The sequence below is a fragment of the Stenotrophomonas acidaminiphila genome (assembly GCA_002951995.1).
Lineage (GTDB): Bacteria > Pseudomonadota > Gammaproteobacteria > Xanthomonadales > Xanthomonadaceae > Stenotrophomonas > Stenotrophomonas acidaminiphila_A.
The window spans coordinates 60,001-79,103 of the sequence record CP019797.1; the positions used below are offsets into that span (position 1 = coordinate 60,001).

The 19,103-nt window shown below is 68.8% G+C and carries 8 protein-coding genes, 2 rRNA genes and 2 pseudogenes (1 of these 12 running past the window's edge); 5 read left to right on the forward strand and 7 right to left on the reverse strand.

Annotation, left to right across the window (positions count from 1 at the left end; all coding sequences use genetic code 11):
- Together B1L07_00250 and rrf are read left to right on the forward strand one after the other, a co-directional pair.
- Positions 1 to 2,382 (forward strand): 23S ribosomal RNA (locus tag B1L07_00250); it begins 511 nt to the left of the window's first position.
- Positions 2,383 to 2,497: 115 nt separating this feature from the next.
- Positions 2,498 to 2,612: ribosomal RNA gene (rrf, locus tag B1L07_00255) — 5S ribosomal RNA — on the forward strand.
- Between the two features lie 696 nt (positions 2,613 to 3,308).
- Here rrf and B1L07_00260 read toward each other — a convergent pair.
- The 5 genes and pseudogenes from B1L07_00260 to B1L07_00280 all read right to left on the reverse strand — a co-directional run bounded on the left by B1L07_00260 (position 3,309) and on the right by B1L07_00280 (position 11,579).
- Positions 3,309 to 4,228, reverse strand: a pseudogene (locus B1L07_00260) (methylglyoxal synthase).
- A gap of 308 nt (positions 4,229 to 4,536) precedes the next feature.
- Positions 4,537 to 5,982 (reverse strand): glutamate synthase small subunit, encoded by a 1,446-nt coding sequence (locus B1L07_00265; protein AUZ53819.1) that lies wholly within the window; start codon positions 5,980 to 5,982, stop codon positions 4,537 to 4,539.
- Between the two features lie 97 nt (positions 5,983 to 6,079).
- A complete protein-coding gene (locus tag B1L07_00270) occupies positions 6,080 to 10,534 on the reverse strand; it encodes a glutamate synthase large subunit (GenBank protein ID AUZ53820.1) in 4,455 nt (1,484 codons plus the stop codon).
- A gap of 225 nt (positions 10,535 to 10,759) precedes the next feature.
- The gene (locus B1L07_00275; protein AUZ53821.1) at positions 10,760 to 11,143 is read right to left on the reverse strand and encodes an Elastase inhibitor AFLEI Flags: Precursor; all 384 of its coding nucleotides are present in this window, start codon (positions 11,141 to 11,143) and stop codon (positions 10,760 to 10,762) included.
- Between the two features lie 115 nt (positions 11,144 to 11,258).
- On the reverse strand, positions 11,259 to 11,579 hold the full coding sequence (locus B1L07_00280; protein AUZ53822.1) for a hypothetical protein: 321 nt from the start codon (positions 11,577 to 11,579) through the stop codon (positions 11,259 to 11,261).
- A gap of 114 nt (positions 11,580 to 11,693) precedes the next feature.
- Between B1L07_00280 and B1L07_00285 the strand changes: the two genes are divergently transcribed.
- The 3 genes from B1L07_00285 to B1L07_00295 all read left to right on the forward strand — a co-directional run bounded on the left by B1L07_00285 (position 11,694) and on the right by B1L07_00295 (position 15,157).
- Entirely contained in the window at positions 11,694 to 12,824 is a 1,131-nt protein-coding gene (locus tag B1L07_00285) for a saccharopine dehydrogenase (protein ID AUZ53823.1), read from the forward strand.
- Positions 12,825 to 12,938: 114 nt separating this feature from the next.
- Positions 12,939 to 13,325, forward strand: a complete 387-nt coding sequence (locus B1L07_00290) for a methicillin resistance protein (protein AUZ53824.1) — start codon at positions 12,939 to 12,941, stop codon at positions 13,323 to 13,325.
- A 2-nt stretch (positions 13,326 to 13,327) separates the two neighbouring features.
- Entirely contained in the window at positions 13,328 to 15,157 is a 1,830-nt protein-coding gene (locus tag B1L07_00295) for a hypothetical protein (protein AUZ53825.1), read from the forward strand.
- Between the two features lie 181 nt (positions 15,158 to 15,338).
- On the opposite strand, the gene B1L07_00300 is transcribed toward B1L07_00295, so the two are convergent.
- Complete coding sequence (locus tag B1L07_00300) at positions 15,339 to 16,451, reverse strand: exonuclease (GenBank protein AUZ53826.1); 1,113 nt, start codon at positions 16,449 to 16,451, stop codon at positions 15,339 to 15,341.
- Positions 16,448 to 18,939 (reverse strand): annotated as a pseudogene (locus B1L07_00305) (helicase). Before B1L07_00305 ends, B1L07_00300 begins: the two are co-directional and overlap by 4 nt.
- Positions 18,940 to 19,103 lie beyond the last annotated feature (164 nt).

Here is a 19,103-nt window from a genome sequence, read left to right on the forward strand (position 1 = left end):
TGTGCGTACAAGCAGTAGGAGCTCGAAAGAGTGACTGCGTACCTTTTGTATAATGGGTCAGCGACTTACTGTTCGTGGCAAGCTTAACCGTATAGGGGAGGCGAAGGGAAACCGAGTCTGATAAGGGCGCATAGTCGCGGGCAGTAGACCCGAAACCGGGTGATCTAGTCATGCCCAGGGTGAAGGTGCGGTAACACGCACTGGAGGCCCGAACCCACTCCCGTTGCAAAGGTAGGGGATGAGGTGTGATTAGGAGTGAAAAGCTAATCGAACCCGGAGATAGCTGGTTCTCCTCGAAAGCTATTTAGGTAGCGCCTCATATGTATCCTCTCGGGGTAGAGCACTGTTATGGCTAGGGGGTCATCGCGACTTACCAAACCATTGCAAACTCCGAATACCGAGACGGACTGTATGGGAGACACACGGCGGGTGCTAACGTCCGTCGTGAAAAGGGAAACAACCCAGACCCACAGCTAAGGTCCCAAATTTTGTGCTAAGTGGAAAACCATGTGGAAAGGCACAGACAGCCAGGAGGTTGGCTTAGAAGCAGCCACCCTTTAAAGAAAGCGTAATAGCTCACTGGTCGAGTCGGTCTGCGGGGAAGATTTAACGGGGCTAAGCACAGAACCGAAGCTTGGGGTGCATAACTTTGTTATGCGCGGTAGAGGAGCGTTCCGTAAGCCTGTGAAGGTGAGTTGAGAAGCTTGCTGGAGGTATCGGAAGTGCGAATGCTGACATGAGTAACGATAATGCGGGTGAAAAACCCGCACGCCGAAAGCCCAAGGTTTCCTTGCGCAACGTTAATCGGCGCAGGGTGAGTCGGCCCCTAAGGCGAGGCAGAAATGCGTAGTCGATGGGAAGCAGGTTAATATTCCTGCACCTCGCGTAAGTGCGATGGAGGGACGGAGAAGGTTAGGTGTACCAGGCGTTGGTTGTCCTGGGGAAAGGCGGTAGGTTTGGATCTTTGGCAAATCCGGGATCCTTCAAGACCGAGCACCGAGACGAGTCTTTAAGACGAAGTCACTGATACCACGCTTCCAGGAAAAGCTCCTAAGCTTCAGCTTACGCAGACCGTACCGTAAACCGACACAGGTGGGTAGGATGAGAATTCTCAGGCGCTTGAGAGAACTCGGGTGAAGGAACTAGGCAACATGGCACCGTAACTTCGGGAGAAGGTGCACCATTGCCGGTGGCCCATGCGGGCTATAGCTGGCGATGGTCGAAGTGACCAGGCCGCTGCGACTGTTTATCAAAAACACAGCACTCTGCAAACACGAAAGTGGACGTATAGGGTGTGACGCCTGCCCGGTGCTGGAAGGTTAATTGATGGGGTCAGCCGCAAGGCGAAGCTCTTGATCGAAGCCCCAGTAAACGGCGGCCGTAACTATAACGGTCCTAAGGTAGCGAAATTCCTTGTCGGGTAAGTTCCGACCTGCACGAATGGCGTAACGACAGCGGCGCTGTCTCCACCCGAGACTCAGTGAAATTGAAATCGCTGTGAAGATGCAGCGTTCCCGTGGCAAGACGGAAAGACCCCGTGAACCTTTACTATAGCTTTACACTGAACGTTGAGTTCGTCTGTGTAGGATAGGTGGGAGGCTATGAAACTGTGGCGCCAGCTGCAGTGGAGCCATCCTTGAAATACCACCCTGTCGTGCTTGACGTTCTAACCTAGGCCCGTTATCCGGGTCGGGGACCGTGTATGGTGGGTAGTTTGACTGGGGCGGTCTCCTCCTAAAGAGTAACGGAGGAGCTCGAAGGTACGCTCAGCGCGGTCGGACATCGCGCACTGTGTGCAAAGGCATAAGCGTGCTTGACTGCAAGATCGACGGATCAAGCAGGTACGAAAGTAGGACTTAGTGATCCGGTGGTTCTGTATGGAAGGGCCATCGCTCAACGGATAAAAGGTACTCCGGGGATAACAGGCTGATACCGCCCAAGAGTTCATATCGACGGCGGTGTTTGGCACCTCGATGTCGGCTCATCACATCCTGGGGCTGTAGTCGGTCCCAAGGGTATGGCTGTTCGCCATTTAAAGTGGTACGCGAGCTGGGTTCAGAACGTCGTGAGACAGTTCGGTCCCTATCTGCCATGGGCGTTGGAAGTTTGAGAGGGGCTGCTCCTAGTACGAGAGGACCGGAGTGGACGAACCTCTGGTGTTCCGGTTGTCACGCCAGTGGCATTGCCGGGTAGCTATGTTCGGAAGCGATAACCGCTGAAAGCATCTAAGCGGGAAGCGCGCCTCAAGATGAGACTTCCCGGGGCACAAGCCCCCTGAAGGAACCATGTAGACTACGTGGTTGATAGGTCAGGTGTGTAAGCGCGGCAACGCGTTGAGCTAACTGATACTAATGATCCGTGTGGCTTGACCATATAACCTCAAGTTGCCTTGGCCGACATGACATGTCGATAGACCCAAGTGCACGCTACGTCACAAGACCTACGAGAGGCTGGCGCTTTATCCTGCTCCAACGGATAGCGACCCTCCAACCCTCTCCCTGGTGAAATTAGCGCTGTGGAACCACCCGATCCCATCCCGAACTCGGAAGTGAAACGCAGCTGCGCCGATGGTAGTGTGGCTCAAGCCATGCGAGAGTAGGTCATCGCCAGGGGCTTTATCCCCAAACCCCCGCTGCTCACGCAGCGGGGGTTTGCTTTTGTGCGGCATCCAAAACCCGGCTGTCGCATGGACCAGAACGGCGCCTGACGGCGCCGTTGGCGTTTTCCACCCCTCAAATCAGCGTTGCTGCGGGCGTTGCCCGGCAGTGAGCCGCCCTGCGCGTGGCAAGGTTGGGTGCGGTGATGCATACCGCCTCGTCGTCGTCACCGCACGCTCCAGCAGCTGTATGCCTGCCTCTCGCTCACGTGCTACGTGCGAGCCCACGGATCTGCAGGAGTGCACTGCGACGGCCGCCCTGCAGGCGCGGGACAGACAAAAAGGCCAGCAGCCACGCGGGCCTGGCTGCTGCACCCTAACCGATCCGCCTAGGCGAAGGCGTGGAGCAGGTGCAGCCTCAAGCTGATCGGCGCCCACCGCACATACGACAACGGCGCCAAAAGGCGCCGTTGCTTCCATCATTGCCGCCAGAACGCGAAGATCACACCCGCCCGAACACCAGCGTCGCGTTCGTACCCCCAAAACCAAAGCTGTTCGTCATCACCCTCTCCAACCGCGCTTCCTGCGTCGAACGCAGGATCTCAAAGCTCTCAGCGCGCGGGGCCAGCGTGGTGAGGGTCGCTGCGCCGGATCTGAAGCCGTCGCGCCAGCGGGACGCCGCAACTCCGATGCAGGTCGGTGTATACGGTGCCTATACGGCGCCGCCGGATGCTTCACTGTGGCTGGTTAGTGGTGCAGCGCGCATGCCGCCACGTTGCCGTGCGGCCACCGCCCAGCGCGCGGCGATGTTGGGCGCGGTGATGCACACCGCCCTGTCCGTCACCGTCGTCACCGCCCGCTCCAGCAACTGGATGTCAGCCTCGTGCTGGCGCGCTACATGCGGGTCCTCGAAGAAGATCGCGCGTTGGCAGCGGCCCTCCAGCACACGGTCGGCGATCTGCGCATCCCCTCCCAGGGGACCACTCTGGAAACGCTGGATCCACGCCTGGTCGCGGGGCCAGCCGCGGCTCCAGGCCAGCTCGTTCAGGCGTTGCCCGGTGGTGCCGGTACCGATGCGCTGGCCGAACCGCGACAGCACGTCGAAGTGCTCGGCGGCGAACGCCAGCATCTGCGGCTTGCGGGCGTCGTGCGCGATCAGTGCCAGGGTCTGGTTGCCCAGGTCGTGGAGATCGTCGGCGCCGGGGTCGGCGGGCAGGCCTGCATGGATACGTTCCATCTCGACCCAGTCGCGGGCGCTGGCCACCGTGGAGATGAAGGGCTTGCCGTGGATGACGCACTGTCGCTTCAGCGCGATGGCCTCGGGGAACACCGATGACGGATCCACCGGATCGATCAGATAGATCGCGCCGTCCAGGGTACGTGCGGGCGTGCCCATGCCCACGATCTCGGCGACCAGCTTCATCAGTCCGCCGTCGCGGCCGTTCGGGTAGCGCGCCAGGCCGGGCAGGCTGCCGGGGGCAGGGCACCGGCGATGGCGTCATGGGTGCGGCCGACGGCATGCAGTTCGACGCCGAGCTCGCGGATGCCGCCGGCGCTGGCCCGGAGCCAGCGGAACAGGGCGGCGTCGGCGCGTTCGTGGTGCAGGCGGTTGGCGGCCAGGCCGATGCGCATGGAGATCTCGCTGGAGTGGGAACGCACTGAGTTTACGTGCTGGAGAGGGCCGGACCCGCGGCAGGGGCACGCAGCCGCAGTCGTCCGCTGCATGCCGCCGCGCTTCGGTGATGCGCGCGCCCGCGTGCCCGCGCACCGGGCGATGCGCTCGGGCGCGGGCACCGTCGACCCAGGTGACCACCGGGCGCGTTCCGGTACCCGCGAGGCACCCGGTCCGCGCCGCGCACAATGCGCGCCTCATCTGTCCCGGTCGGGACCGGAGAAACGGGCAACGCGGCATCCGGGCCTGCGGCCGTGCAACGCACGACTCAGTACAGCAGCAGCCGGATGATGCTGGCCGCGGCATCGCGCCCTTCGGCGACGGCCGTCACCACCAGGTCGGCACCGCGGACCGCATCGCCGCCGGCGAACAGGCGTGGATTGTGGGTCTGATAGGGCAGCCGGCCGGCGCCGCCGGTGACGATGCGGCCGCTGCCGGTCGCCTCCACCCCCTGCGATGCCAGCCAGCCGGGCAGGGTGGCGGAGAAACCGAAGGCGATGATCACCACGTCGGCTTCGAGCAGTGATTCGCTGCCTTCGATCGGTTCGGCATTGCGGCGGCCGTTGGCATCGGGCTCGCCCAGCCGCGTTTCCACCACGGTCACGCCGATCACTTCGTCGTCGGCGCCGGCCTCGATCGCCAGCGGCTGGCGGTTGAACAGGAAGCGCACGCCCTCTTCGCGGGCATTGGCCACTTCGCGCGCGGAGCCGGGCATGTTGGCCTCGTCGCGGCGATAGGCGCAGGTCACCCGCGCCGCACCCAGGCGGACCGCGCTGCGCACGCAGTCCATGCCGGTGTCGCCGCCGCCAAGCACCACCACCCGCTTGCCGTTGAGGTCCGGCAGCGTGATCTGGTCTTCCCAGCCGGCGATCGGGCGCCCCTGCGGATCGCCGCCGCCGACGATGCGCCCGTTCTGCACCAGGAACGGCAACGCCGGCAGCACGTTCTTCAGGTCCTGGCCCACCAGTCCGCCGTCGGTATAGCGGTAGGCGCCGGTACCCAGGAACACCGCGTCGTAGTCCGCCTGCAACTGTTCGATGGTGATGTCGCGGCCGATCTCCACGCCCAGCCGGAACTGCACACCCATGCCCTCGAGGATCTCGCGACGGCGCGCGATCACGCGCTTGTCCAGCTTGAAACTGGGGATGCCGAACTGCAGCAGGCCGCCGATCTGTTCGTAGCGGTCGAATACCACGGCCTGGATGCCGGCGCGCGCCAGGCGATCGGCGCAGGCCAGCCCGGCCGGGCCGGCACCGACGATGGCGACCCGCCTGCCGCTGGGCTGCACCGACTGCAGGTCCGGCTTCCAGCCGCTGGCCAGCGCGGTATCGACGATGTACTTCTCGACCGCGCCGATGGTCACCGCGCCGAATTCCTCCAGCGTGCAGCTGCCTTCGCACAGGCGGTCCTGCGGGCACACCCGGCCGCACACCTCGGGCAGCGGATTGGTCGAATGGCACAGCGTCGCCGCCTCGTGGATGCGGTCTTCCTGCACCAGCTGCAGCCACTGCGGGATGGCGTTGTGCACCGGGCACTTCCAGCTGCAGTACGGGTTGCCGCAGTCCAGGCAACGGCCGGCCTGGTGCTGCGCATCGGCCTTGTCGAACCTGCCGTAGAGCTCGCCCCAGTCACCGGATGTACGCAGTTCCACCGGAATGCGCCGCGGCATGGTGCGTGGGAGGTCGAGGAACTGGAAGGCTTGCTTGCGGCTCATGGGCAGCTCGTGAAGAGGGGGCGGGGGCGGAGCGGGGATGCCGTTGCGGCATCCCCGCCGCAGTCCCTTGGCGTGCGCGCGAAAGGGACTCCTGGCGTCATGCGGCGTTGCGTAGCGCGGCCGCCAGCGATTCGATGCTCGCGGCCTTGGGTTTGACCAGCCAGAACTTGCCGACGTAGTCGCGGAACTCGTCCAGGATCTGCTGTGCCCAGATGCTGCCGGTCAGCTCGCGGTGGCGGCCGATCAGGGCGTGCAGGTGCTGGCGGTAGTTCTCGAAGCCTTCGGCCGAGATGCGGTGGATGTCGATCAGCTCGTGGTTGTAGCGGTCAACGAAATCGCGGTCCACGTCCAGCACGTAGGCCAGCCCGCCGGTGAACCCGGCACCGAAGTTCAGCCCGACCTTGCCGAGCACGACGACGATGCCATCGGTCATGTATTCGCAGCAGTGGTCGCCGGCACCCTCGATCACCGCCAGCGCGCCGGAGTTGCGCACGCCGAAGCGCTCGCCGGCCCGGCCGGCGGCGAACAGCTCGCCGCCGGTGGCGCCATACAGGCAGGTGTTGCCGACGATGGCGGTACTGCGCGCCTCGAAGCGCGCGCCGCGCGGCGGTCGCACCACCAGCCGGCCGCCGGCCATGCCCTTGCCGACGTAGTCGTTGGCCTCGCCCTCGACTTCCAGGTTCAGCCCGCCGACGTTGAACGCGCCAAAGCTCTGCCCGGCAGTGCCGCGGAAGCGCAGGTTCAGCGGCGCGTCCTCCATGCCGTGGTTGCCGTGCGCGCGGGCGACGGCACCGGCAAGGCGCGTGCCCACCGAACGGTCGGTGTTGTGGATCAGGAAGCGGTGTTCGCCGCCACGCTTGTGCGCGATCGCCCCGGCCAGCAGCCCGTCCATCTGCGTGGCCAGGCTGTCCGGCGACTGGTACAGGCGCTGCGCCGCACAGTGCGAGCCTTCGTAGCGGGCCGGCGCCAGCAGCCGCGAGAGATCCACCTTGACCCCTTCGCGCGGCGCCACGTCCAGCTGCTCCAGCAGGTCGGTGCGGCCGACGATCTCATCCAGCGAGCGCGCGCCCAGGTACGACAGCCACTGCCGCACTTCCTCGGCCAGCAGCCGGAAGAAGTTCTCCACCCGCTCGGGCAGGCCAGTGAAATGGCCCTCGCGCAGGCGCTCGTCCTGGGTGGCCACGCCGGTGGCGCAGTTGTTGAGGTGGCAGATGCGCAGGTACTTGCAGCCCAGCACGATCATCGGGCCGGTGCCGAAGCCGAAGCTGTCCGCGCCCAGCAGCGCGGCCTTGACCACGTCCAGCCCGGTCTTCAGGCCGCCGTCGGTCTGCAGCAGGGTGCGGCCACGCAGGTCGTTGCCCACAAGTGCCTGGTGCGACTCGGCCACGCCCAGTTCCCATGGCACGCCGGCGTAGCGGATCGAGCTGATCGGCGAGGCGCCGGTGCCGCCATCGTGGCCGGATACGGTGATCAGGTCGGCGCCGGCCTTGACCACGCCGGCGGCGATGGTGCCGACCCCGGCATGCGATACCAGCTTCACCGATACCAGCGCGTCGGGGTTGACCTGCTTGAGGTCGTAGATCAGCTGCGCCAGGTCCTCGATCGAATAGATGTCGTGGTGCGGCGGCGGCGAGATCAGGCCGATGCCCGGCTTCGCATACCGCAGCCGCGCGATCAGCTCGTTGACCTTGTGGCCGGGCAGCTGGCCGCCCTCGCCGGGCTTGGCGCCCTGCGCCACCTTGATCTGCAGCACCTCGGCGTTGACCAGGTACTCGGCGGTGACGCCGAAGCGGCCGGAGGCCACCTGCTTGATCTTGGAGCGCTTCTCGGTGCCATAGCGCGCCGGGTCTTCGCCGCCCTCGCCGGAGTTGGAGCGGCCGCCGAGGCGGTTCATGGCGATGGCCAGCGCCTCATGCGCTTCCGGCGACAACGCGCCGAGCGAGATGGCGGCGGTGTCGAACCGCTTGAACAGTGCTTCGGCCGGTTCCACTTCGGCCAGCGGCACCGGCGTGGCCGCCTGCTTGAGCTGCAGCAGGTCGCGCAGCGCCGACACCGGACGCGAATGCACCGCCTCGGTGTAGCGGCGCCAGTCCTCGGCGTTGCCGGTGCGCGCGGCGCGCTGCAGGGTCAGCACCACGTCCGGGTTGTACATGTGGTACTCGCCGTCGTGCACGTACTTGAGCAGCCCGCCGACTTCGGCCGGGGCCAGCGCGTTCCAGGCGCGCGCGGCGAGTTCGCGGGCTTCGGCATCCAGCCGCGCCAGGCCGACGCCGCCGATGCGCGCGGTGGCATCGGGGAAGCACAGCCGCACCACGTCCGGGTCCAGCCCGACGATCTCGAACAGCTGCGCGCCGCGGTAGCTGGCCACGGTGCAGATGCCCATCTTGGAGATGATCTTGCTCAGGCCCTTGTAGATGCCCTTGCGGTAACTGCGGCCGATCTGCGAGACCTCGCCGCCCTTCTTCAGCAGCAGGATGCCGCGCCGGCCCATGTCGAACAGGGTCTGGTAGGCCAGGTACGGGTACACCGCGGTGGCGCCGAAGCCCAGCAGGCAGGCCATGTGGTGCGCGTCGCGCGCGGTGCCGGTTTCGATGATCAGGTTGACGTCGCAGCGCAGGCCCCGCTGCGACAGGTGGTGGTGCACCGCGCTGGTGGCCAGCAGCGCATGCACCATCGGCCGTTCCGGCACCGGGTAGCGGTCGGACAGCAGCAGCATCACCGCGCCGTCGCGGGCGGCCTGCTCGCATTGCGCGCAGATGCGCGCGATGCCGGCGGCCAGGCCTTCCTCGACGCTGTAGGACAGGTCGATCAGGCGGTTGCGTTCGACGTACTGCTCCATCTTCAGCAACTGCCGCAGCTTGCGCTGGCTCAGTACCGGCGAGTTGAGGATGACGTGGTTCACCGTCTCCGGCCCGGCATGGAAGATGTTGGTCTCCCTGCCCAGCTGGGTGGTCAGCGACATCGCGCAGTCTTCGCGCAGCGGATCGATCGGCGGATTGGTGACCTGCGCGAACGCCTGGCGGAAGTAGTCGTACAGCGGCCGGGTGTGGCGGCTGAGCACGGCGATGGGGGTGTCGTCGCCCATCGAGCCGGTGGCTTCCTGCCCGGTCTCGGCCAGTGGCCGCAGCACCTGCTCCACTTCCTCGGCGGTGAGCTGGAACAGCTTGTGGTAGCTGCGCAGGGTGGCTTCGTCGAACGGCTCCTCGGCGAGCGAGGGGTCGATCAGTTCGGTCTGCAGGTAGGTCACGCCCTGGTGCAGCCATTGCTTGTACGGGGCGCGCGCGCGGTTGATGCGGTCGATGGCGTCGGAGTCGAGCAGGTCGCCGCGCTTGAGGTCGATGGCCATCATCTGCCCCGGCCCCAGCTTGCCCTTGCGCACCACGCGCTCGGTGGGCACTTCCCACACCCCGGCCTCGGACGCCACCAGGAAGTGGCGGTCGGCGGTCAGCATCCAGCGCGCCGGGCGCAGGCCGTTGCGGTCCAGCGTGCACGCCGCGTAGCGTCCATCGCAGGCGACGATCCCGGCCGGGCCGTCCCATGGCTCGCTGTTCAGGCCGTAGAACTCGTAGAACGCGGCGAGGTCGGCGTCCTTGAATTCCAGCGACTGGGTCGCCGGCGGCACCAGGATGCGCAGCGCCTGGATCAGCTCCATGCCGCCGGCCACCAGCAGTTCGAGCATGTTGTCCATGCTCTGCGAATCCGAGCCGTGCATCGAGATCACCGGGTCGAACTCGGCGATGTCGAACCTGGGGGTCTTCCATACCCGGCTGCGCGCCTGCGCCCAGTGGCGGTTGCCCTCGATGGTGTTGATCTCGCCGTTGTGGGCGAGCAGGCGGAACGGGTGCGCCAGCGGCCAGCGCGGCATCGTGTTGGTGGAAAAGCGCTGGTGGAACACCACTACGCTGGCGGCCAGTTCGTGGCGCTGCAGGTCCGGGTAGAACGTGCTCAGCTTGTCCGGCAGCACCATGCCCTTGTAGCTGATGGCGTCGGCACTGAGCGTGGTGACGTAGTAATCGGCGACATCGCGCAGGGCCTGTTCGCTGCGGCGTCGCGCCAGGAACAGCGCCAGCGCGAACTGCGTGGCGTCCTGCCCCGGATCGGCATCGGCGAACACCTGCTCGATTCGCGGCAGGGTGTCGCGCGCCAGCTCGCCACAGACGCTGGCATCAATGGGTACCTCGCGCCAGCCGCGCGGATGGCAGCCGGCCGCGCGCAGCTGCGCGTCCAGCTCCCCGCGACAGCGCTGCGCGGCCGCGGGGTCATGCGGCAGGAATACCACGCCGGCGGCGAAGTTGGGCCCGAGCGCGATGCCGGCTTCCTCCGCCAGCCGCCGCAGGAACACGGTGGGCTTGCGCAGCAGCAGGCCGCAGCCATCGCCGGTGAGGCCATCGGCGGCGACGCCGCCGCGGTGGGTCATGCGCGAGAGCGCGGCGATCGCGGTGTCGACGAGGAGCCGGGAAGGCTGGTCGTCCAGCTGCGCGACCATGCCGAAACCACAGGCGTCGCGTTCGTCTTGCGGGTCGTAGAGCCCCTGGCGAGTGCGGAGGGTCATCTGGGCCTCGTGGTGCGCGGGTGGGCGGCGACACCTCACCCTCGTCCACCGCGGCACCCCATGCACGGCCATGTTGCTGTCGCGTGCACGGCATGCCCGTCACTGGAGCGCAGCGTTGAGGCCACCGGATGCGCTCGACTAGAACACAGATGCTGCGGTGCCGCAACGCATGGTTGCGGCAGCAACCAAACCCTTGCGCCGCAAGGCTTTGCGGCGTGTTCCGGGTCAGCCGCAGCGGACCCCGGTGACCACGTCCTTGTCATCCACTTCGATGTTCAGGCGCTCGCCCAGGAACTCCATGGTGACCGGCTGGTTGGGCTTGAGCAGGCGCAGCTTGGCGGCCCCGGCGTCCTGTCGTGCCTGCTCGGCCAGCGCCTCGGTGTAAGCCTGCCCGACCAGGCCTTCGACCTGGCTGGCATCGCAGCTGCCCACCGGCGGCGGCGTGGTGGCGACGCCCTGGTCCGGGGTGGCGGCGGCATCGGCGGCCTGCTTGGCCTGGTCCAGCGCCTGCTCCTGTTCTTCCGGGGCCGGGCCCTTGCACGCGCCCAGCGCGAGCACGAGCGACAGGGCGGCGATCAGGGCGGTGGGGCGGCGCACGGCGCGCGGCATCGTCGGGATTCGCATCGGAACTCCAGTGCTGATGAAGGACACCGAAGCATATCGCCTGGTTCCAGGCCTGTACCGTCGCAGCGCGTCATCCCGCCTGCATGCACAGGCGCCGCGCTCAACCGCAGCGCAGCGCGGTGATGGCGTTGCCGCGACCGACCTCGATGGTGAGGCGGTCGCCCCCGGACGTGGCGCTGGTCGGGGTCGCCGGCAGCCGCGTGCCACCGCGCACCGTCTGCACCTGCAGGCTGTCGCTGTCCACCCGCGCGCGTTCCACCGTGGCCGGCGAGGCGGCCAGCCCGGCCGCGCCGAGCACCATGTCGGTGTGGCATTGGCCGGAGATGACCCCGTCGATGGGCTGGATGCTGGCGACCGGCGCGCTGCTGCAGGCGGCGGCGGACAGCACGACGGTGCCGGCGAGGATCAGGCTGCGGTACATGGCGGACTCCATGGCGGGGCGGTGTGCCGAGCCTGCCGCCGCCGCCGTGTGCGGGCGATGAAAGCCGGCCGCGACGGCCGCGGCGATGCCCGCCGATAATGCGTGCATCGCCGCATGCGGAGTGGATCGATGTCGCAACAGGAAGGCTGCCGGGTCGTGGTGCTCGGCGGGTACGGGCATTTCGGCGCGCGCATCGTGCGCGCGCTGGCGGCGACCCCGGGCATCACCGTCATCGCCGCCGGGCGCCACCCGCAGCGCGCGGCGGCCAACCTGCCCGGGGTGGAGATGGCGCCGGTGCAGTGCCGGCGGCTGGATACGGCCGCGGCGACGTTCGCCGACGACCTGCGCGCGACCGGCGCCGATCTGGTCATCCACACCGCCGGACCGTTCCAGGGGCAGGACTACGGCGTCGCGCGTGCGTGCCTGGAGGCGGGCATGCATTACATCGACCTGGCCGACGGCCGCGATTTCGTCCGCGATTTTCCCGCGCAGCTCGATGCCGTGGCGCGCCGGCACGGACGCAGCGCGATCAGCGGCGCCAGCACCCTGCCGGCCCTGTCCGGCGCGGTGGTCGATGCGCTGCGCGGGCGCTTGGACGTACTGCAGTCCATCGACATCGTGATCGCGCCGGCGCAGGCCACGCCGCTGGGCATGGCCACGGTGCGCGCGGTGCTGTCGTACTGCGGGCAGTCGTTCCGCTGCTGGATCGACGGACGCTGGCAGCCGGTCGTCGGCTGGGCCGACCCGCAGCCGGTCACGTTCGCGCACATCGCACCGCGGCTGGCCTCGCCCTGCGACGTGCCCGACCACGACCTGCTGGTGCAGCGCCATCCAGGCGTGTCGACGGTGCGTTTCCGTGCCGCGCTGGAACTGCCGCTGCTGTCGCGCTGCCTGGCGGCCCTGGCCTGGCTGCGGCACCGTGGCGTGCCGCTGCCGATGGCGGCGCTGGCCGGTGCGTTCGCCCGCGCCGGGCGCTGCTTCGATCGTTTCGGCACCGACCTGGGCGGCATGCGCGTGACCCTGCGCGGGCAGCGCGGCGGCGTCGCCCACCGGGTGCACTGGGATCTCACCGCACCGATGCTGCACGGGCCGGAGATCCCCACCTTCGCCGCGGTGCTGCTGGCGCGGCGCCTGGCGCGTGGCGAACCGCTGCCGGTCGGTGCGCAGGCGTGCCTGGGCCTGCTGGACCTGCCGGAGTTCGAAGCCGAATTCGCCCGCTGGCAGATCGACAGCCAGGTGTCCTGAGCGGCCCCGCAACCTGAAGTATTCAGCCCGACACCGGGCGGTATGCCTTCCGGGCTATTGACTACATTTGTAGTCATGACTACCGTGGCGACAAATGTAGTCACGGAGTCGACCATGCGCCGCAAGACCATCGGGGACCAGGAGCTGGCCCTGCTGCAGTACATCGGGGAAAACGAACCGGCCAGCGTCGGCGAAGTCGCCGCCGGCTTCGGCGAGGCGCGCGGCCTGGCCCGCTCCACCGTGCTGACCATGATGGAGCGGCTGCGCGGCAAGGGCTACCTGCAGCGCGCGCAGGACCAGGGTGTGTACCGCTACCGCTCCACCGCGCAACAGCAGGAGGTGGTGAGCAGCGCGGTCGGCAGCTTCGTCGAAAAGACCCTGCAGGGCTCGATCTCGCCGTTCGTGGCGTGGATGTCGGAGAAGGCCGAGGTCAGCGACAACGAACTGGCCGAACTCGAAGCGCTGGTCAGCAGGCTGCAATCGCAGCGCCGGGAGGATTGATCATGGACAGCCTGTTCGAACTGCTGGGAAATCGCCTGCTCGCCACCAGCGTACAGACCGTCGTGCTCACCGCGCTGGTGTGGGTGTTGTGCCGCTGCGTGCGGCGACTGCCGGCGGCAACCCAGTGCGGGTTGTGGTGGCTGGTGGCGCTGCAGGCGGTGGTCGGCCTGGTCTGGAGCGCGCCGTTGCAGCTGCCGGTGCTGCCGGCGCTGGACACCACCGTCGACGTGGTGCAGCAGGCCGCCGCCGCGCAGCCGCAGGCCACCGCCGCACCGTTGATCGTGATGCAGCCACTGCCGCTGGAAAGCGGCTGGTCGTGGTTGCACGTGGTGATGGCGCTGTGGCTGGCCGGGGTACTGGTGATGGCGCTGCGCACCGCCTCGGCCTGGCGCGCCAGCCGCGCCCTGCTGCGCACGGCACGGCCCAGCGACGACCGTCGCCTGGATGCCGCGTTGCAGCTGGCGGCCGAAGCCCACGGCCTGCGCCGCGCGCCGCGGCTGATGCTCAGCGCGGCCATCGATTCGCCGCAGCTGGTCGGCCCCTGGCGGCCGGTGCTGCTGCTGCCGGCGCGTGGCCTGCCGCGCATGGGCGACGACGACCTGGACATGGCCCTGACCCACGAGCTGGTGCACCTGCAGCGCCACGACCTGTGGCTGGGGCTGGTGCCGGCGCTGGCCCAGCACCTGTTCTTCTTCCACCCGCTGGTGCACCTGGCGGCCCGCGAGTACGCGATCGCCCGCGAGGCGGCGGTCGATGCCGCGGTGGTCGCCGGCAACCGCCATTGCCGCCAGCACTACGGACGCCTGCTGCTGCAGCTGGGCGTCAGCCCCCGGCCCGGCGCCGGCCTCGCCAGCGCCTCGCCCACCTACCTGAGCCTCAAGCGGAGACTGCTCATGCTGCAGAACACCTCGTCCTTCCCGCGCCTGGGCGCGGGCCTGATCGTCGCCGCGGTGGCGCTGGTCGGCGTGTTGCCGATGCGCCTGGTGGCCATGCCGGCACCGCCGTCCCCGCCGTCCCCGCCGCCGGTGCCCGCGGCCCCCGCGGTACCGGCCGTGCCAAGCCCGCCTGCCGTGCCCAAAGGCGACCATTCGGTGGTGCACACCGTGATCAGGGCCAAGGGCACCGCGCCGGCGCTGCCCGCGCCGCCGCCGCCGGTAGCCCCGGCCGCCCCCAAGGCCCCGCCGGCACCGCCCGCGCCGCCGGTGTCGACGCATGGCGTGATCCATCTTTCGCAGAGCCCGAGCAGCAACGGCTACGTGCTGTTGAAAGACGAGCACAGCGTGATGAACGGCTCGATGGCCGATCTGGAGCAGGCGCGCCGGCTGGACGACGGCAACGGCGTGCTGCTGTTGCGTCGCGATGGCCGCGCCTACGTGGTGCGCGATGCCGGGGTGCTGTCGCGGTTCGAGCAGGCCTTCGCCGAAACCACGCGGCTGGGCGAGCAGCAGGGCCGCCTTGGCGAGCGCCAGGGCAAGCTGGGCGAACGCCAGGGCGAGATCGGCGGGCGCATGGGTGACATCGGCGCCCGCATCGGCGAGCTGGCCGCGCGCCAGGCGGAACTGGCGTTGGCCGCGCACGGCGGGGATGCCACGACGAGCCGCCAACAGGCCGAAGCCGCCCGCCGCGAGGCCGAGAAACTGCGCGCGCAGATCGACACCCCGGCCATGCGCGAGGAGATGCGTGAACTGGCGCGCCGGCAGGCGGAACTGGGCAGGCAACAGGCCCAGCTGGGCCGCCAGCAGGCCGCCGCCAGCGTGCGTGCCCAGCGCGAGGCCGAGCGCCTGATCGAGCAGGCGATCCGCGACGGCCTGGCGCAGCCGGTCCGCGGGTGAGGGGCCCTCGCCGGCGCGGGTCGGCGCCGGCATTGCAACGTGAAGGCGGGGCAAGCCCCGCCTGTACGGGGCCTGGCATTGCAATGCGAAGGCGGGCGGGCCCCGCCTCCACGTCCCGTAGGTGCCGGGCTTGCCCGGCACGTGGCTTTCCCGGCAACGCCCTGCAGGGCATGCCCCGCCTCTACGGGGCCAGCGAGGATGCCCGCTCGTCGGCCTCGGCCTGCACCAGGCGCAGGAACAACTGCGCCAGCGTCACCACGTCCTGGTGGTTGTGGTCGCCGACGCGGCGCAGGTTGCGCGCGCTGCCGCCGCGCAGATAGTCCAGCCAGGCGGCCGGTGCCTCGGAACCGGGCAGGTCGTCCTCGCGCTGGATGCGCAGCAGCTGCCGCTCGATGGTCGCCAGCCGGCAGTTCTCCCAGGTGCCGCGGTAGCGGCGCCGGGTCGGGAACAGCAGGTCGACGTGGTCCAGCGCGGAAAGCGGGTCGCCGCGCCGCGCCAGCCGGTAGCGCGTCTTCAGCAGTGGCGCGTCGTAGCAGCGGCCGTTGTAGCTGGACAGCACCGTGGTTGGCGCCAGCCAGCTGGCGAATACCTCCAGCATTGCGCTCTCGGCGCCCATCGTGGACATCAGCAGCTGGCGCACGCGCAGCCCTTCGCCGCGCGCCGCATCGCGATGCCAGTCGGCGGCGCCGATCATGAAAGCGCGGGTGCCGGTGCCGCCGGCCAGGCCGGTGGTCTCGGTGTCGAAGAACAGCAGGTCCTGCGGCCGCACGGTGTCGTCCGGGCGCCTGCTGAACGCCAGTGACAGCGGCTGCGCCGGAACCGGCTGCGGCAGGAAGGCCTCGATCAGGTGCAGGCCGGGCGCGATCTCGGTGCCCGGAAGCGCGCGGTCGACCGGGCCGTTGCGTGGCAGGCGCGGCGCCGTGGCCACCGCGCGCCCGCGCGTGGCCAGCAGGCGACGCAGGCCATCGCTGTCGGGCGTGCGCGCTGGCACGGCCGCGGGCTTGTGCCGGATCTGCTCGACCCACCCGAACACCGAGTCACCGCGTGGCGGTGCCGGCCTCGGCGCGGCGTCATGGCGTTGCGGAAGCGGCGCCTGCGGCCACGCCGCGGGCGCTTCCGGCGCCGGTGCGGCGCACGGCGCAGGCGCAGGCATTGCCGGGGGCGGCGGCCGGGCCGGTTCCGTGGCCGATGGCGCGGGGCCCGGCAGCGCCGCCGCAGGCGCGGCGGCAACGGCGGCATCGGCATGCCCGGCCTGCCTGCGCAGCGCCTTGAGCTTGTCCAGGCTGACGCTCATGGCAGCAGGTCGAGCGCCTCGTCCACGGCGTCGGCCGTGACCGCCGGCACCTGCGTGCAGCGCTCGGCCGACAGCAGCGACAGCACCTTCAATGCCAGCGAGCGCGGTGTTTCGCCCCGGCCCTGTTCCTGCGCGGCCAGCACCGGGCCGACGCAGGCCGGGCAGCCGGCACTGCAGTCGCAGCGCTCCACCAGCTCGAGCGCGCGCTGCACCAGTTCGGCCTGGCGCTGCCACAGCGGCTCGCTCAGGCCCACGCCGCCGGGGAAGTTGTCGTACAGGTACACGGTGGGCACGAAGCTCTGCATCAGCTCCACTGCGCCGTCGCCGCCCTCGTTGCCGCGCAGCTGGCCGCGGCCGCTCTGGTCGGCCACCGCGAACCACGCGCCGTCGCCATTGCCCACCGCCTTCTGCAGGTCGCGCGCGTCGGCCATCACCGCCACGGTGGCGACGATGTGCAGCGCGTACGCCGCGCCGAGGAAGCCATCGAGCGCATCCTGCTTCTGCGCGAAGCTGCGCAGCAGGGTGGCCTGCGGCAGCTGCCACCACACCGCGGTGGTGTGCAGCTCCTGGTCGGGCAGGTTGACCGGGCCATAGCCGATGTTCTCGTGCGTGTAGTAGCGGATCTTCTTGTAGCCGGCCACGCGCCGCACCACGTGCACCTCGCCGTGGTGCGAATCGCCGCGTCCGGCGGCATTGCCGTCGAAGCGGTCCAGCACCTTGAGCTTGGTGAAGTCGATGCTGTCGGTGTAGTAGTCCACGTGGGTGCGGGTGACGTAGGCCTTGCGCCCGTCCCAGTCCAGCCGCTCGACCTGGTAGGGCGTGCTCTGCACCATGTGGATGGCGCCTTCGTACAAGGTGAGCGCGGCGGCGGAATAGTCCACCTCGGCGATGATCTGCTGCTTGCCGTCGCTGCGGTCGACCACCACGAAGTTGCCATCGGCCACCGCGCGCAGGCTCACCGCGTTGGCCGGGTAGCTGTCGGCGATCCATTCCCAGCGCTCGCCTTCCTGGTGCACCACGCCGGTTTCGGCCAGCGCCTGCAGGAACACCAGCGGGTCGACCGGCCCGAACGGCTCCCCGCTCAGGAACGGCAACTCGAACGCCGCGCAGCGGATGTGGTCGAACAGGATCAGCGGCTGGTCCGGGGCGATGCGCGCGTGCTCGGGGTGGCGTTGGCGAAGAAGTCCGGGTGCCGCACCACGTACTGGTCCAGCGGCTGGCTGCTGGCCACCATCACCCCGAGCGCGGCCTGCTGGCGGCGGCCGGCGCGGCCGAAGCGCTGCCACGTCGCCGCCACGCTGCCGGGGTAGCCGTTGAGCACCACCACGTCGAGCGCGCCGATGTCCACGCCCAGCTCCAGCGCCGAGGTGCTGACGATGCCGTCGATGCTGCCGGCGCGCATGGCCCGCTCCACCTCGCGGCGCTCGGTGGGCAGGTAGCCGCCGCGGTAGGCGCGGATCCGCGCCGGCTTGCGCGGGTCGTTGTCGAAGATATCCTTCAGGTACTTGGTCAGCACCTCCACCATCAGCCGGGTCTGCGCGAACACCAGCGTCTTGAGCCCGCTCTTGATCGCGATGCGGGCGATGCGGTTGGCCTGCGAGCGCGCCGAGGCGCGCAGGCCCAGGTCCGGGTTGATCACCGGCGGGTTCCACAGCAGCACGTGCTTGGGGCCGCTGGGCGCGCCACTCTCGGTGATCGCATGCACCTGTTCTTCCACCAGCGCCTCGGCATGCGCATGCGGGTTGCCGATGGTGGCCGAGCACAGGATGAACTGCGGGCGCACGCCGTAGAACGCGCAGATGCGCTTGAGCCGGCGGATCACGTTGGTGACGTGGCTGCCGAACACGCCGCGGTAGGTGTGGATCTCGTCGATCACCACGTAGCGCAGGTTCTCGAAGAACTGCGCCCACTTGGTGTGGTGCGGCAGGATCGCCTGGTGCAGCATGTCCGGGTTGCTGACCACGATGTCGCCGTGCAGGCGGATCGCCTGGCGCGCGTCGCCGGGCGTATCGCCGTCGAAGGTGAAGGCCTTCACGCCGAGGTCGCCGGCGCGGTTGAGCTCCAGCAGCTCGGCCACCTGGTCCTGGGCCAGCGCCTTGGTCGGAAACAGGTACAGCGCCTTGGCGTTGCCCTGCATCGCCGCGCTCACCACCGGCAGCGTGTAGCACAGCGACTTGCCCGACGCGGTCGGGGTGACGACGGCCACGTGCTCGCCGCGCTGGGTGGCGTTCCAGGCGTCGGCCTGGTGCGAGTACAGCTGTTCGATGCCGCGCGCCCGGAGCGCGGCCTGCAGCGCCTCGGGGACGTCGTCGGGGATCGGCGCGTAGCTGCCTTCGCGGCCCGGGATCGTGAAGCTGCCGGTGACGCGGTCGCGGTAGCGCCGTGCCAGCCGCTGGCCAAGCAGCGCGCCGTCGCGCGAGGGCAGGCCGTCGGTGGTGGCCAGCGCCCGTTCGCTGGCTTCGGTGCGGGGAGCGAGGGAGAACGCCATGCCGGTAGTGCCGATCCAAAGACCGGCATGGAAGCACGGCGCCGTCTCAGCCTGTGAGACCCATGCAGGCTGAACGCCCGGCACGCCGCCAACGCAATCTGAAGGTGGCGCCCGTATGCTGCCTGCTTCGGCAACCGGCAGGGACAGGAACGGTGGCAAGGCCT